The 13,613-nt window shown below is 44.8% G+C and carries 12 protein-coding genes and 2 tRNA genes; 9 read left to right on the top strand and 5 right to left on the bottom strand.

What is annotated here, in order from left to right; translation table 11 throughout:
* Nucleotides 1-61 precede the first annotated feature (61 nt).
* Both ACYRYY_RS12730 and ACYRYY_RS12725 read left to right on the top strand, forming a co-directional pair.
* Nucleotides 62-1,294, top strand: a complete 1,233-nt coding sequence (locus tag ACYRYY_RS12730; protein ID WP_460215979.1) for an efflux RND transporter periplasmic adaptor subunit — start codon at nt 62-64, stop codon at nt 1,292-1,294.
* A gap of 3 nt (nt 1,295-1,297) precedes the next feature.
* Nucleotides 1,298-1,963, top strand: coding sequence for an ABC transporter ATP-binding protein (locus tag ACYRYY_RS12725; protein ID WP_460215978.1), 666 nt, complete (start codon nt 1,298-1,300; stop codon nt 1,961-1,963).
* Between the two features lie 17 nt (nt 1,964-1,980).
* Here ACYRYY_RS12725 and ACYRYY_RS12720 read toward each other — a convergent pair whose 3' ends face one another.
* From ACYRYY_RS12720 to ACYRYY_RS12705, 4 genes are read right to left on the bottom strand one after another with little or no spacing between them, the layout of a single operon-like run.
* Nucleotides 1,981-3,531: a DHA2 family efflux MFS transporter permease subunit gene (locus ACYRYY_RS12720; RefSeq protein WP_460215977.1), complete on the bottom strand. Its 1,551-nt coding sequence runs from the start codon at nt 3,529-3,531 to the stop codon at nt 1,981-1,983.
* Between the two features lie 18 nt (nt 3,532-3,549).
* Nucleotides 3,550-4,698, bottom strand: coding sequence for an HlyD family efflux transporter periplasmic adaptor subunit (locus ACYRYY_RS12715; RefSeq protein WP_460215976.1), 1,149 nt, complete (start codon nt 4,696-4,698; stop codon nt 3,550-3,552).
* A gap of 18 nt (nt 4,699-4,716) precedes the next feature.
* Entirely contained in the window at nt 4,717-6,150 is a 1,434-nt protein-coding gene (locus tag ACYRYY_RS12710) for an efflux transporter outer membrane subunit (protein WP_460215975.1), read from the bottom strand.
* A 13-nt stretch (nt 6,151-6,163) separates the two neighbouring features.
* On the bottom strand, nt 6,164-6,796 hold the full coding sequence (locus ACYRYY_RS12705) for an NAD(P)H-dependent oxidoreductase (protein WP_460215974.1): 633 nt from the start codon (nt 6,794-6,796) through the stop codon (nt 6,164-6,166).
* 178 nt (nt 6,797-6,974) lie between these two features.
* Here ACYRYY_RS12705 and ACYRYY_RS12700 point away from each other — a divergent pair, with 178 nt between their 5' ends.
* The 3 genes from ACYRYY_RS12700 (at nt 6,975) to ACYRYY_RS12690 (ending at nt 8,803) form a co-directional block, all read left to right on the top strand.
* On the top strand, nt 6,975-8,495 hold the full coding sequence (locus ACYRYY_RS12700) for a sigma-54-dependent Fis family transcriptional regulator (protein ID WP_460215973.1): 1,521 nt from the start codon (nt 6,975-6,977) through the stop codon (nt 8,493-8,495).
* 93 nt (nt 8,496-8,588) lie between these two features.
* A tRNA-Ala gene (locus tag ACYRYY_RS12695) sits at nt 8,589-8,661 on the top strand.
* Between the two features lie 69 nt (nt 8,662-8,730).
* Nucleotides 8,731-8,803, top strand: a tRNA-Lys gene (locus ACYRYY_RS12690).
* 120 nt (nt 8,804-8,923) lie between these two features.
* On the opposite strand, the gene ACYRYY_RS12685 is transcribed toward ACYRYY_RS12690, so the two are convergent.
* Nucleotides 8,924-9,232, bottom strand: coding sequence for a hypothetical protein (locus ACYRYY_RS12685; RefSeq protein ID WP_460215972.1), 309 nt, complete (start codon nt 9,230-9,232; stop codon nt 8,924-8,926).
* A 590-nt stretch (nt 9,233-9,822) separates the two neighbouring features.
* Here ACYRYY_RS12685 and potA point away from each other — a divergent pair.
* The 4 genes from potA to ACYRYY_RS12665 are packed head-to-tail and all read left to right on the top strand — an operon-like array spanning nt 9,823 to nt 13,568.
* A complete protein-coding gene (gene potA, locus ACYRYY_RS12680; RefSeq protein WP_460215971.1) occupies nt 9,823-10,923 on the top strand; it encodes a spermidine/putrescine ABC transporter ATP-binding protein PotA in 1,101 nt (366 codons plus the stop codon).
* Nucleotides 10,916-11,779 carry a spermidine/putrescine ABC transporter permease PotB gene (gene potB / locus ACYRYY_RS12675; protein WP_460215970.1) on the top strand — a complete coding sequence of 288 codons (864 nt, stop codon included), beginning with the start codon at nt 10,916-10,918 and terminating at the stop codon, nt 11,777-11,779. The genes potA and potB overlap by 8 nt, the downstream gene beginning before the upstream one ends.
* A complete protein-coding gene (gene potC, locus ACYRYY_RS12670) occupies nt 11,776-12,543 on the top strand; it encodes a spermidine/putrescine ABC transporter permease PotC (protein WP_460215969.1) in 768 nt (255 codons plus the stop codon). Before potB ends, potC begins: the two co-directional genes overlap by 4 nt.
* The gene (locus ACYRYY_RS12665; RefSeq protein ID WP_460215968.1) at nt 12,540-13,568 is read left to right on the top strand and encodes an extracellular solute-binding protein; all 1,029 of its coding nucleotides are present in this window, start codon (nt 12,540-12,542) and stop codon (nt 13,566-13,568) included. The genes potC and ACYRYY_RS12665 overlap by 4 nt, the downstream gene beginning before the upstream one ends.
* Nucleotides 13,569-13,613 lie beyond the last annotated feature (45 nt).

Here is a 13,613-nt window from a genome sequence, read left to right as displayed (position 1 = left end):
TAGGTTTATGAACTGTCGGAAGAATTGTATATTCATGGTTTACATAAAAGAGGTTGACGGGATGAAAAAAACTTTTGCCATTATTCTTGCCTGTACACTGCTTGGAGCAGGAGCCTTTGCTTTTTTCTCCAAGCGTGGCGGAAGCAAGATTCAGATACTTGAAACAGTTAAAGCAGAGACAGCTACTATTCAGGATCAGCTTCTGGCAACGGGTATAGTCAAACCTGTGGTGGGAGCTAAAATTGAGGTCGGCGCCAGAGCTACAGGACTAATCAGCTCTCTGCCTGTAAAGGTTGGTGACAAAGTCGAGCAGGGGCAGCTTATCGCCAAGATCGACAGCCGTGAGATTGAACGAAACATAGAAACAATGCGCATCAGTCTGAAAACGATGAAGGCGAATCTGGAAAAAGAAGTCAGCCTCTTCCCTGTCAACACAGATCTTCAGAATAAAAATATAGAAAAGCGTGAAGCGGATCTGCATCTGGCACAGCGTAATTATGACAGACAGAAAAAGCTTTACGATCAGGACGCATCCACGGATGAAAAGCTTGATCAGTCTCTCCACGAGCTTAGACTTGCCAAAGCGGAACTTGAGAGCGCAAAGACCGAATTAATCAAAATAAAAACGTCTCATGTCAATGATGTTCAGGTTTTGGAAAATCAGATCAAAGAAACGGAAGGCAGGTTACAGGAGCTTCTCGTACAAAGATCCTATTATGAAATACACGCTCCCATATCCGGTGTTGTGACACAGGTTGCCGCTGACGAGGGTGAAACCATAGTGGCGGGCTTGCAGGTGGCAAACCTGATAACGATCCTTCAGCCGGAAAAGCTTGAGATGTGGATCTACGTGGATGAAACAGATATAGGGAAAATCTCCGAAGGCATGGATGTGTTCTACACTGTGGATACATACCCCAAAAAACGATTTCAGGGCAAAATAAGCCGGATATATCTTGAGCCCGAAACCAAGGAAGGAATAGTTTATTACACTGCTGTGATAAGTATAACGCCGGAAGACGCTCTTCTCCTTAAAACAGACATGACCACCCATGTCCGCATAGTCAAGGAAGTGAAAGAGAATGTTCTCGCCGTAAAAAACGGTGCCGTCAAGTGGGACGGAGCCGAAAGTGTTGTCTACAAAATAACAGGAAATAAAAAAAATCCGGCAGAACGTGTAAGTGTTAAAACAGGCGTTAAAGACGAAAATAATACTGAGATTACAGAAGGACTGAACGAAGGCGACGAGGTTGCCCTTAAGATAATACTTCCTGAAAAAAGACAGGGGTTTTAGTTAATGGCACTGGCAAAACTTGTTGATATACGCAAGAAATACATTCTGGAAGGGCTGGAACTTGAGGTGCTTAAAGGAATAAGCCTTGAGATCGAAAAAGGAGAGTTCATAGCCGTCACAGGTCCTTCAGGTTCAGGGAAAACCACTCTTATGAACATTCTCGGTCTCCTTGATTCCCCTTCCTCCGGTCAGTATCTGCTTAACGGCGAGGATGTGGCAGGGCTTGACGATGACGCCCTCTCTCATATACGCAACCGCACAGTGGGCTTTGTTTTCCAGAGTTTCCACCTCATCCAGCACGCAAATGTTTTTGAAAATGTGCTTCTGCCAGCCTATTACAGCGGAGAAAGCATGAAGATGATGGAAAAAAGAGCCTTGGAACTTCTGGACAGGGTTGGGCTTGCAGATAAAAGAAAAAACCGTCCTAACCAGCTTTCCGGCGGTCAGCAGCAGCGAGTAGCCATAGCCCGTGCATTAATAAGCGACCCGCAGATAATCCTTGCAGATGAACCCACCGGACAGCTCGACAGCGAAACATCCGCATCCATAATGGAGCTGATAACAGAGCTGAACAATGGCGGGAAAAATATAATAGTAGTAACCCATGACCCCGCCACGGCAGCATACGCCAGGCGGGAGATAAAGGTTCTGGACGGGCTTCTGGGCTGATGCCCGCCCTGTGAGCCTTAGTGTCCTGCTGCGGGTGCTTTCGCTTGCATTTTCTTTGGTCTGGCAAACCAGACCACACCTATCAGAACGATAAACAGAAATGCAGATATTTTATATATCTCCGCAACAGACAGCATGAACGACTGCCTGGTAACTTCTGAGTTTATTATCCCCACAGCGGTATCAGTGTTGATCCCAGCTTCTGAAAGCCTGTGAAGAGGTATCTTCACCGCATCGGTGTAGGGAGTTATCCTTTCAGCTATATTAGAGTGGTGCATAGCCGCCCTGTTTTCCCACACAGTAGTCCCGATGGACGCACCGAAAGCGCCAAGCATTATTCTGGCAAAGTTCATGAGTCCTGATGCTGATGCTATTCTGTCCGGCGTAAGCCCCGAAACAGCTATTGCATTAAGAGGAGCCATAAAAGCTGCCATGCCTATACCCTGAATAAGATGATTCAGCGCCACTGTCCGTGCATCCACTGAGGTGGAAAAGCCTGATCTCATATAAAAAGCATATGCAAAAAATATGAAAGCTCCTGTTACAAATAATCTGGGATCCACCCTGTTCATATTTCTGCCTATAACAGGCGAAAGAATTATGGCGAACAGACCGAACGGCGCAGTAACAAGCCCTGCCCATGTGGCTGTGTAACCCATGTTCGTCTGAAGCCAGAGCGGAGTAAGCACTATATTTGTGAAAAACACACCGTAACCGAGGCTTAATGTCAGGGTCGCCGATGAGAAATTTCTGTTCTTGAAAAGGCTTAAATCTATTATAGGATGTTTCTCCGTCAGCTCCCATATCATGAAGTACGTAAAAGCTATTATGCTTATTACCAGCAGAGCAATGATTGCAGGAGAACTGAACCAGTCAAGTTCTTTACCCTTATCAAGCATAATCTGGAAACAACCCACCCACACGGCGAGAAGAATAAGCCCCACCTTATCAACAGGGAGCTTCACTGCCTGAGTCTCTTTTTCCCTCATCACTGCCCATGTAAGCGCTGCCGAAGCTATCCCTATGGGAATATTTATATAAAATATCCAAGGCCATGAAACGTTATCGGTAAGCCAGCCGCCGAGAATGGGCCCGGCTATGGGTGCAACAGTCACCGTCATGGACCAGAGTGCAAGCGCCATCCCCGCCCTTTCTCTGGGGAAGCACTGGAGCAGAAGCGACATTGAAAGGGGAATCATCGGACCTGCCACAAAACCCTGCATGATTCTGAAGCCAATGAGCATTTCAATGTTCCACGAAATCCCGCAGAGAAATGATGAAATAACAAAAAGCAAAAGCGCTCCGAGGAACAGCTTCATCTGCCCTATGCGCCTTGTAAGCCACCCTGTGAGCGGAACAGCCACAGCGTTGGAAACGGCAAATGATGTAATAACCCACGTTCCCTGAGTGGTACTCACCCCCAGATCACCTGATATTGCGGGGATAGACACATTGGCTATTGTTGTATCCAGAACCTGCATGAAGGTGGCAAGACCAAGGGAAGCCGTGGCAAGAAACAGACGCATACCCGTATAAGGAATATGCTGCTGAACTGTGTTATTCTGCATATTTTAACCTCCGGCAGACTACTGTCTGTCCGTATTTGCCGTTATAATCCGCCCTATGACACTGCTTATGTCCTCTTCGGTCTGTGTACCGGAATTACCGGAATGTTCCGTTTCTGTCCCTGTCAGTCTCTTGCCGCCCAGATTTTCCGTATTTACCTCTGCTTCCATGGAGAGACCTATCTGAAGCGGGTTGTCCGCAAGCTGTTCTTTATCCAGAGTGATTCTCACTGCAAGCCTCTGAACAACCTTTATCCAGTTGCCTGTGGCGTTCTGTGCGGGTATGAGAGAGAAGACAGCACCTGTTCCCGCTGAAAAACCTTCTATAGTTCCGTGATATTTCACCCTGCTGCCCAGCATATCGCTTACAAGCTCCACAGGCTGACCAATACGCATATTCCTGAGCTGAGTCTCTTTAAAGTTGGCATCAACCCAAACCTGATCCAGAGGTACAAGCGCCATCAGCGGCTCACCGGTATTAACCCACTGACCAAGCTGAACATTTCTTTTTGCTATATAGCCGGATACAGGCGCTTTTATTACTGTTCTCTCCCATGCCAGATGCGCTTCGCGGAGACGTGCTGCAGCCTTTTCCACTTCCGGGTGCTTATCAGGGTCTGTATTCTCGATCAGGTTTCTGTTAACCTTCATCTGTTCTTTCGCAGTGAGAAGAGCCTTCCTCGCAGATGCGACAGCATCTTTAGCGTGTTCTATCTCTTCATTGGATATCGCACCAGTTCCGGCGAGACTCTGACGCCTGCTGAGGTCTTTCTCCGCTTTTCTTAAATCTGTCTCACGCTGGGCAACCACGGACTTTAAAGCGCCGTCATTAGTATAAAGCGTTGTCACCTGACGAACTGTCTGTGCCAGAACCGCTTCGGCCTCTCTCAGGGAGATTTCAGCGTCAGCCTTGTCAAGCCTCGCAAGCACTGTGCCTTCTGCCACATAGTCAGTGTCATTCACCTCAACAGAGATGACCTTTCCTGAAGTCAGCGGAGTTATCTGAACAATATTTCCCGCAACATAAGCGTTGTCTGTTTTTTCAATATATCTTGCCACAAGTGCCCAATATACCCCGTATCCTCCCCCTATGAGCAGAAAAACCAGTGTGAATATTATGAGCATCTTTGTTCTTTTGCCGTTTGATGTACTTTTTTCTGTTTTTTCCATAATCATTACCTGTTTTGTTTATTTGTTTTCAGAAGGTACAGCAGGAGTCAGACCACCGCCTAAAGCAGTAATCAGAGCAACACCGGCATTAGCCTTCTGTATTTTTATATTTTCCATAAAAAGCATTTCCGCCAGCAGCCCGCTCTCCGCTTCCAGCACGGGGATATTGCTGGAAAGTCCGCCCTGATAGCTTATTTCAGCAAGTTTTTTGATTTCTGCCAGTTTCTCAGTAATATTCTCATATTCACTGATCCTGCTTTCTGCGGATTTCCACGAGGCAATTGAGTCTGCTATTTCCTGCACGGCGTTTATTATAAGAGTGTTATACCTTTCAACAGCAGTGTCATACTCTGCATTTCTTGCCGCCAGACTGCTCTTAAGTCTGCCTCCGTTAAACAGAGGAAGGGTTATTGCCGGACCTATGCCGAACACACCGCTGCCCCTGTTAAGCAGGTTTTCCAGCCCTATTGAGTCAAAGCCCGCAAAAGCATTCAGGTTCAGATTCGGGTAAAAATCGGTCTTCGCTGATTCTATCCGCTTCTCCATAGCTTCAATGCGCCATTTCTGTGCCGCTATATCCGGTCTCCTTGCTATCAACTCAACAGGCAGAAAAGCAGGAAGAGAAAAACCCTTGTCATAGGACACTGCCGGTGCATGAATATCAACGCTTGCAGCAGGTCCTTTTCCCGTTAAGGCACCCAGTTTATTTTTCAGCAGAGCCTGAGTCTCCTGCAATGCTCTGATGTCTGCCTTAACAGCTGCTGAATCCCTCTGCGAATACTTTACCCTCTGCTCGGAGTCAAGTCCGGCGGCGTATCTCTTTGATCTGAGTTCTGTCAGCCTTTCGCTGATACCAAGTATCTCAACGCTTATTGCCTCCTGACGGCAAACAAGATCCAGATGCAGGTATGACTGCACAACCTCTGCTGCGAGGGCAAGTCTTGCAGTTTCTGCGTCTATTTCAGCAACTTTCACCATACCCATCGCTGCTGCATAATCAGCTTTGTTTTTTCCCCAGAGATCAAACTCATATGCGGCATTAAGCTTCAGACTGTTCACAGTGTCAGTCTTTTCAGCAAATTCGGGCGAAACACTTCCGTTGCCTGTAAACCTCTGAAACATACTCTCAGCTCCGAGGTTTACTTGAATAAATCTGTCAGAATCCACAATGCCCGCAGCGGCACGGGCTTCTCTTATTCTCGCCTGTGCTTCACCAAGAGTGGGGTTATTGTTCAGAGTTTCTTCCACCAGTCTGTTAAGCTGAGAGTCGTTATATTTCTCCCACCATTTTTCATCCGGCCATATACCTTTCTCCGATGAAATTTCCGGTAGTTCAGGAGCATCATTGATGTTTGAAGAGGTGCTGATTCCTTTGTATCCGGCACATCCGCCCAAGAGCATAAGCATCAGTACGAGTGCAGGCACATGAAATCCTTTGATGTTTTTTATCATAATTCTATTTCTCCTAAAATTCCGCAGCCGCTTTTGTTGCTGCCTTCATGGCATTTGCGAAATATATTTCTGCCATATGAGGTTCTGCGTCCAAACCCTCAAGCAGCACAGTCCTGAAATCTTCCACACCCATAAAACTCATTATTGATTTAAGGTAAGGTACTGAGTGATCACTTTCTTTACCGTGGTGGTACCATCCACTGGAATGTATGCTCAGACACCTTCTGCCTTTTCCCCTTAAAAGTCCTGCCGGACCGTTTTCAGTGTGGACAAATGTTTTCCCCGGTATACAGACAGTGTCCAGATACATTTTAAGCTCAGGCGGAAAACCCAGATTCCACATAGGGGTGACAAACACATATTTATCAGCTGCGGCAAATTTATCAGCTGATTCATATATCTTTGCAATTTTGTTCTGCTCGTTATCAGAGAGAAAACCCAGCGCCTCCCCTTCCCTCATTCTGCATATTCCATTCATTACATCGCAGTCAAACTTCTGAACAGGGTCCTTATAAGTATCAATTATTTCTATTCTATCATCCGGATTAAGTTCCAAATATTTCTCTAAAAACCAGTCTCCCAGCATCATGCTTCTGGACTTTCCTTTTGGTTTTATACTGCATGTGACATAGAGAAGAGTTGCCATAGGATACCTCCATTACAGAGTTATATATGCAATCATTGTGCCGTAAATAACATAATCTTTGATATCAGGCAATTAGGTGGTGGCAGACAAAAAATAGTCACGAAATAGCGACACTCTGCTATCTAAATACCGACACCTATGCTAATGTGTCGAAATATCGAGAGAAAAAGAGGATGTTATGAACATCAGCAAAGATGAATTTTTCAGGGAAGTGACACTTCGGATATGCAGCAGTCTGGATATCAAAGCAGCACTCAAAAGCTGCTATAATTATATGAAGGAATACCTCCCTCTTGATTTTCTTTTTTTAAGCTCAATTGATGAAAGCATGGGAGCGCTCAGGCTTATCGCCTGCGAACCGGAAAGCGCCCGAAAGGAAGTAAACGAAATTGTCCCTCTGCCTAAAGACATATGGGAATGGCAACTGACACTTTTCAACCCTCTTCTGGCTGATTCAAAAAACCACAACCCGATGACAGTTAAAATGGCATCAATCACAAATAACAAAGGCAAGTCCACTCTGCCTATTCCTCTGCATATAGACGGAAAGAAAATAGGCTCCCTCGCTCTGCGCTCACTGGGTGACGGAATATACAATAAAAACCACCTTGAGCTTGTGGAAAGCATAATTGAACCTTTTACAATTGCCCTTGCCAATTTTCTGGCTCATCAGGAAATTCTCAGCTACAGAGACAGGCTAATAGACGACAACAGATTTCTTCAAAAAGAACTCAGCCCGCAGTTTTCGGACGATATAATAGGAAGCCTAAGCGGGTTGCGGGATGTAATGGAGCAGGTGCGCTCGGTCGCTCCTTTGAATAATACAGTGCTTCTCCTTGGAGAAACCGGCGCAGGCAAAGAGGTTATCGCAAACGCCATACATTACGGCTCACCGCGAAGCGGAGGACCTTTTATCAAAGTAAACTGCGGAGCCATACCCGAATCTCTCATAGACAGTGAACTGTTCGGACATGAAAAAGGCGCTTTCACAGGTGCGTCAGCCATCAAAAGAGGACGTTTTGAACGCTCAAACGGGGGAACAATCTTCCTTGACGAAATAGGTGAACTGCCCCTTCAGGCTCAGGTGCGCCTGCTTAGAATCCTTCAGCATAAAGAGCTTGAACGTGTGGGAGGTTCAAAGCAAATCCCTCTGGATATTCGCATAATTGCCGCTACACACAGAAATCTTGAAAAAATGGTGGAAGAAAAAACTTTCAGGGAAGATCTGTGGTTCAGGCTCAATGTATTCCCAATCAACATCCCACCTCTGCGAAGCAGAAGAGAGGACATACCTGCTCTGACAAGATACCTTGTGAACAAAACAAGCAGAGAAATAGGTCTTCACACACCGCCTGCCATAGCAGTAGGCGCTCTGGATAAGCTCACTTCCTACCCATGGCCCGGCAATATCAGGGAGCTTTCCAACGTTATAGAGCGGGAGATCATCCGTTTCAAGGGGGGTGTTCTCACATTTGACTCTATAACAGGCGGACACTCCGAACCTGAAACCCAGCATTTACCTGAACAGAACCAGCCGGAAACAATGGATAAAAATACAGCATCCTACATAAGAAGAGTACTTAAATTCACCAACGGGCGCATAAACGGCAAAAAAGGAGCGGCGGAAATAATGGGTCTGAAGCCCAGCACACTTCGCAGCAAGATGGAAAAGCTGGGCATAGCAAGAGAAGATTTCTGAGGACAGAGAGCAGCTTGAAAAGTTTTTTTGCCTTCATGGGAATATTTTTTGTTGCAAATCCATGAAAATTTAATATAATCCCAATCTCGTAACGGGGGTATAGCTCAGCTGGGAGAGCGCGACGCTGGCAGTGTCGAGGTCATCGGTTCGATCCCGATTACCTCCATAAGATGTTGAGAGGGAACTGTTTTCATAACGACAGTTTCCTTTTTTCATTTACGTGAAGAGTTTTTACGGGATATTAGCTCAGTTGGTAGAGCAGCTGACTCTTAATCAGTAGGTCGTAGGTTCGAGCCCTACATATCCCATTTAAAAAAGGACTTAGGTACGTACCTAAGTCCTTTTTTTGTGCATAAAAACAAAAAAGCCACCCCATGGGACAGCTTTTTTAACCGCTATTTATTCTTCAAAAAAATTGTTTTATTTTTTTACTTTGCAACCTTATTCAGAAGCATGCTGTCAAACTCATCTTTAAGCTCATAAGCATTGCCGAGGTATGTAATATCCACTGAATCGGCAAGGTAGCTGACTTCATCTATGGTAAGTGAAGTCTTCTTAAAAATGTCTTTTGTACTGAGAACCCTTTCGCTCCACGGCTCGAAAGAGTGCATGCTCAGAAGATAAAAGTGTTCTTCCGTAATAATTATCCTGACAAGAATGACATTTCTGTAGGATTCCAGCGCTCTGTCATAAATCCTGAAAATATCACCCACACCGTAACGGGTTTTCTGTTCCATATTGCATCACCTCTTGTTCTTCACAATACACCATTCCAACGGCATTTCAAGACAGAATTAAAACTTTTTCATCACTAAAACAATCACTTACCATTTAATAATGGGTGTATAATTTAACAATAAAATCATACAAAAAACAGAACAGTTTTATTTTTGTTAAATAACTGATAAAGAAAGAATAAAAACACTATTAAAAACACCTATAATCATTATTGAACACCAAATCAATCACAGTCATACAGAAACATCAAAAAAGATTAACGATGTTTTAAATATTTTCAGACAAAAGTTAACCGCAGGTTGAAGAAAATATTCGGTCAGCGCTTTTTCTTTAAAAATCCCTTGCTTCTAAAAATATTATTTTTAAATATTTTTGTATTTTTCCACTATTTAGCCTTCATTTTACCATATCATTTTTAAAAATACAGCATTTTCCAACAAAACCACCTTCATAAAGGAGTCTTAAATGCAGTTTTTCACACATGAAACAGGATTTTTGCACGCTGTTTTTGTCAAGAAACTGCAATATGTTACAATGACTCAACTGAAAAACTTGACATAGTTTATACATTTCCTGTAAATACTGCGGAATGAAACAGAACTCACCAGTAATAGAACTGACCAACATAACAAAATCGTTCGGCGAGAATACCATTCTGAAGAATCTCAATCTCTCCATATCCGATGGGGAATTTGTTACACTTCTTGGTCCGTCCGGATGCGGGAAAACTACCATACTCCGTTTAATTGCGGGCTTTGAGCAGCCCGATGAAGGGCGGATACTGCTAGCAGGAAGTGATATTACAGATCAACCTTCCAATAAAAGACACGTTAACACTGTTTTTCAGAGCTATGCCCTCTTCCCCCACATGACAGTTTTTGAAAATGTGGCTTTCGGGCTGAATATGGACAAAATGCCGAAATCTGAAATAAAAGCCCAGGTCAATGACGCACTGCGTATGGTGAAGATGTCTGATTACGCAGACAGGAAACCGAGCCAGCTTTCAGGCGGACAGCAGCAGAGGGTGGCTATAGCCCGTGCGGTGGTGAAAAAGCCCCGGATACTGCTTCTTGATGAGCCTCTTTCTGCTCTTGACTTCAAACTCCGCAAGCAGATGCAGGTGGAGCTTAAACAGCTTCAGCGCAGGCTGGGAATCACTTTCATATTCGTAACCCACGATCAGGAAGAAGCACTCAGTATGTCTGACCGTGTGATAGTCATGGAGGAAGGGGTAATTCAGCAGTCAGGTACTCCGAAACAGGTATATGAACAGCCGGCGAATCTTTTTGTTGCCCGCTTTGTGGGTGAAATAAATGTGCTTGATACTGTTGTGGAAAAACATACTGATAACGGATTTGCCTGTAAAATAGAAGGATTCTCCTGCGAGATCCATTCAAAAAAACGCCCTGCTGAGGGCTCTAAAGTCAGCATTCTGCTCCGTCCGGAGGATCTCCGTGTAGAGGAACTCGCCAAGGCTGAAAAACCCGAAGCAGGCTCCATTTTCGGGCGTGTGGAAGAAACAACATACAAGGGAGCCACCCTTGAATCGATCATAGTGCTTCCCTCCGGTAAGAAGCTTCTGGCTAGCGAGTTTTTTGACGAGGAATATGAAGAATTTGACTATAAACTCGGGCAGGATGTTGCCATAAGCTGGGTTGACGGATGGGAGGTGGTTCTGGTCAATGAATGAAAGAAGCCTCTTTAAAACAATTGTTATATCCATAATCTCATTGTGGTTTCTTATATTTGTTTTCGTTCCCAATATCCTTGTATTCGCTGTCAGCTTTCTGGAGAGGCATGAAAACAATTTTGTCACTTTCTCCTTTACCCTTGAGAACTACCAGAGAATCTTCACAAGTGTCTATTTCACAGTATTTGCAGAGTCTTTCAGGCTTGCCTTCATCTCAATGCTGATCTGCCTTTTAGTGGGCTATCCGTTCGCCTACAGGCTGGCAAGGCTTAAAGGCAGGGTGAAGCATATACTTTTTATGCTGATCATAATCCCCTTCTGGACAAGCTCGCTTATACGTACCTATGCAATTATGATAGTGCTGAAAACCAACGGTCTTCTCAACAAGACTCTGCTTGCAACAGGTATAATCAGCGAGCCGCTGGAACTGCTCTACACCGGAACAGCGGTGACAATCGGCATGGTTTACTCCCTGCTTCCGTTTATGATTCTTCCTCTGTACGCCAGTATAGAAAAACTGGACAAGGTGTATATTGAAGCAGCGGGAGACCTCGGCGCAAATAAAATACAGACTTTTATTAAAGTTATAATCCCCCTGACTATGCCCGGTATAATTGCCGGATGTATTCTGGTTTTCCTTCCGTCATTCTGCCTCTTCTACATACCGGACCTTATGGGCGGTGCAAAGGAGCTGCTGATAGGCAACCTGATTAAAAATCAGTTCCTCTCAGCCCGTGACTGGCCTTTCGGTTCAGCAGTGAGTGTTGTTCTGTCCGGTATAATGGCTGTTCTGCTCCTTGTGTACTACAAGAGTACAAAGCTTGTGCAGAAATCAGGCGAGAGGGGCGGCATATGAACAGATTATTCAAAAGCATGTACATGCTGATGGTGTACCTGTTTCTCTATATTCCCGTCATTATCCTTGTGGTAAACTCATTCAACTCATCAAAGTATATGACGGGGTGGAAGGGCTTCACCCTTGACTGGTACAGTAAGCTTGCCTCTAATACCATGCTGATTGACGCTGCGATAAACTCCTTTACTGTGGCGTTTCTTTCGGCAAGCGCCGCAACAGTTCTCGGCACACTGACCGCAGTTACACTCTACAGATACAGTTTTTTCGGCAAAAAGCTTCTTTATGCTCTGGTATACGTTGTGATTATGTCTCCGGATATTGTCATGGGTATCTCTCTGCTGGTGTTGTTTGCCTCCATAAAAATTGAACTCGGTTTCTGGACACTTCTTGTATCGCATATAACATTTTCGATCCCCTTTGTGGTTGTAACTGTCTACTCACGCCTCAGCGGATTCGACAAAAATGTAATAGAGGCTGCAAAGGATCTGGGAGCGGACGAGATGCGGATATTCAAATCCGTAATCCTGCCCATGTCCTTGCCTGCTGTCGCCGCCGGGTGGCTACTTAGCTTCACCCTTTCCCTTGATGATGTGATTGTTTCCTTCTTCGTAACGGGTCCGGGGTACGAGGTTTTGCCGCTTCGTATCTTCTCAATGGTTAGGTTGGGCGTTAAGCCTGAAATAAACGCACTCTGTGCGATTATATTACTGTTTTCGCTCGTCATGGTAATGACGTCGCAATTCTTGATGAGGGAGAGAAAATGAGAATTTTTCAGACTATTGCGCTTCTTCTTGTAATGTGTATGCCCCTTGCGGCATCGGCAAAGGAACTCTACCTGTACAACTGGTCGGAGTATATGCCTGAAGAGGTTCTTCAGAAGTTTCAGAAAGAGACAGGGATCAAGGTTATCTACAACACCTACGACAGCAACGAGGCGATGTACGCCAAAGTTAAGCTCATAAGCGGCAAGGGATACGATTTGATTGTCCCCTCCACCTACTATGTGAGCAAAATGAGGAAGGAAAACCTCCTCACTAAGATTGACAAAAACAAGATACCAAACTTCAAAAACCTTGAAAAAAGCTTGCTTAACAAACCCTATGACCCAAACAATGACTACAGCATTCCCTACCTCTGGGGCAGCACAGGGCTTTCTTACAACGCTGATAAGGTTAAGGAAAAAGTTGATAGCTGGAGCATACTCTGGAAATCGGCTTACAAAGGCAAGATACTCCTCACTGATGACGTGAGAGAGGTATTTCAGATGGCGCTTGTTCAGCTCGGCTACTCCGGCAACACTATAAAGGAATCCGAAATAAAAGAGGCATATGAACTTCTTAAAAAGCTTATGCCTGCTGTCCGCACATTCAACTCCGAATCACCGAAAGTGCCCTACATCAACGGTGAAGTTACCATCGGAATGAACTGGAACGGCGAAGCATTCCTCGCACAGGAAGAGATGCCCTCCATGAGATACGTTTACCCTAAAGAAGGCGTAATACTCTGGATGGACAACTTTGCAATACCCAAAAACGCCCAGAATATAAATGAGGCTCACACCTTCATCAACTTTGTCCTCAGACCTGAGATATCAAAAATAATCAGTGAAGAGATAGGCTACGCCATCCCCAACAGGGAAGGTAAAAAGCTCCTTGATGAAGAGGTAAGAAACAACCCCACCTCCTACCCATCAGATGCTATTGTTGCAAAAGGCGAATTTCAGGAAGATGTGGGTGACGCTATACTCATCTATGAAAAATATTGGGAAATGCTTAAAACAGGCAAATAATTTAAATGACATCAAGGGGCTTGGTTATCAAGCCCCTTTTATTTT

The organism is Geovibrio sp. ADMFC3 (genome assembly GCF_054687035.1).
The sequence above is the reverse complement of the archived record's forward strand: the minus strand, read 5'-3'. Positions and strand labels throughout refer to the sequence as shown.

Excerpts from the sequence above, each read along its gene's own strand:
- ACYRYY_RS12730 (WP_460215979.1), top strand. The coding sequence starts at position 62 with ATGAAAAAAACTTTTGCCATTATTCTTGCCTGTACACTGCTTGGAGCA.
- ACYRYY_RS12725 (WP_460215978.1), top strand. The coding sequence starts at position 1,298 with ATGGCACTGGCAAAACTTGTTGATATACGCAAGAAATACATTCTGGAA.
- ACYRYY_RS12720 (WP_460215977.1), bottom strand. The coding sequence starts at position 3,531 with ATGCAGAATAACACAGTTCAGCAGCATATTCCTTATACGGGTATGCGT.
- ACYRYY_RS12715 (WP_460215976.1), bottom strand. The coding sequence starts at position 4,698 with ATGGAAAAAACAGAAAAAAGTACATCAAACGGCAAAAGAACAAAGATG.
- ACYRYY_RS12710 (WP_460215975.1), bottom strand. The coding sequence starts at position 6,150 with ATGATAAAAAACATCAAAGGATTTCATGTGCCTGCACTCGTACTGATG.
- ACYRYY_RS12705 (WP_460215974.1), bottom strand. The coding sequence starts at position 6,796 with ATGGCAACTCTTCTCTATGTCACATGCAGTATAAAACCAAAAGGAAAG.
- ACYRYY_RS12700 (WP_460215973.1), top strand. The coding sequence starts at position 6,975 with ATGAACATCAGCAAAGATGAATTTTTCAGGGAAGTGACACTTCGGATA.
- ACYRYY_RS12685 (WP_460215972.1), bottom strand. The coding sequence starts at position 9,232 with ATGGAACAGAAAACCCGTTACGGTGTGGGTGATATTTTCAGGATTTAT.
- potA (WP_460215971.1), top strand. The coding sequence starts at position 9,823 with ATGAAACAGAACTCACCAGTAATAGAACTGACCAACATAACAAAATCG.
- potB (WP_460215970.1), top strand. The coding sequence starts at position 10,916 with ATGAATGAAAGAAGCCTCTTTAAAACAATTGTTATATCCATAATCTCA.
- potC (WP_460215969.1), top strand. The coding sequence starts at position 11,776 with ATGAACAGATTATTCAAAAGCATGTACATGCTGATGGTGTACCTGTTT.
- ACYRYY_RS12665 (WP_460215968.1), top strand. The coding sequence starts at position 12,540 with ATGAGAATTTTTCAGACTATTGCGCTTCTTCTTGTAATGTGTATGCCC.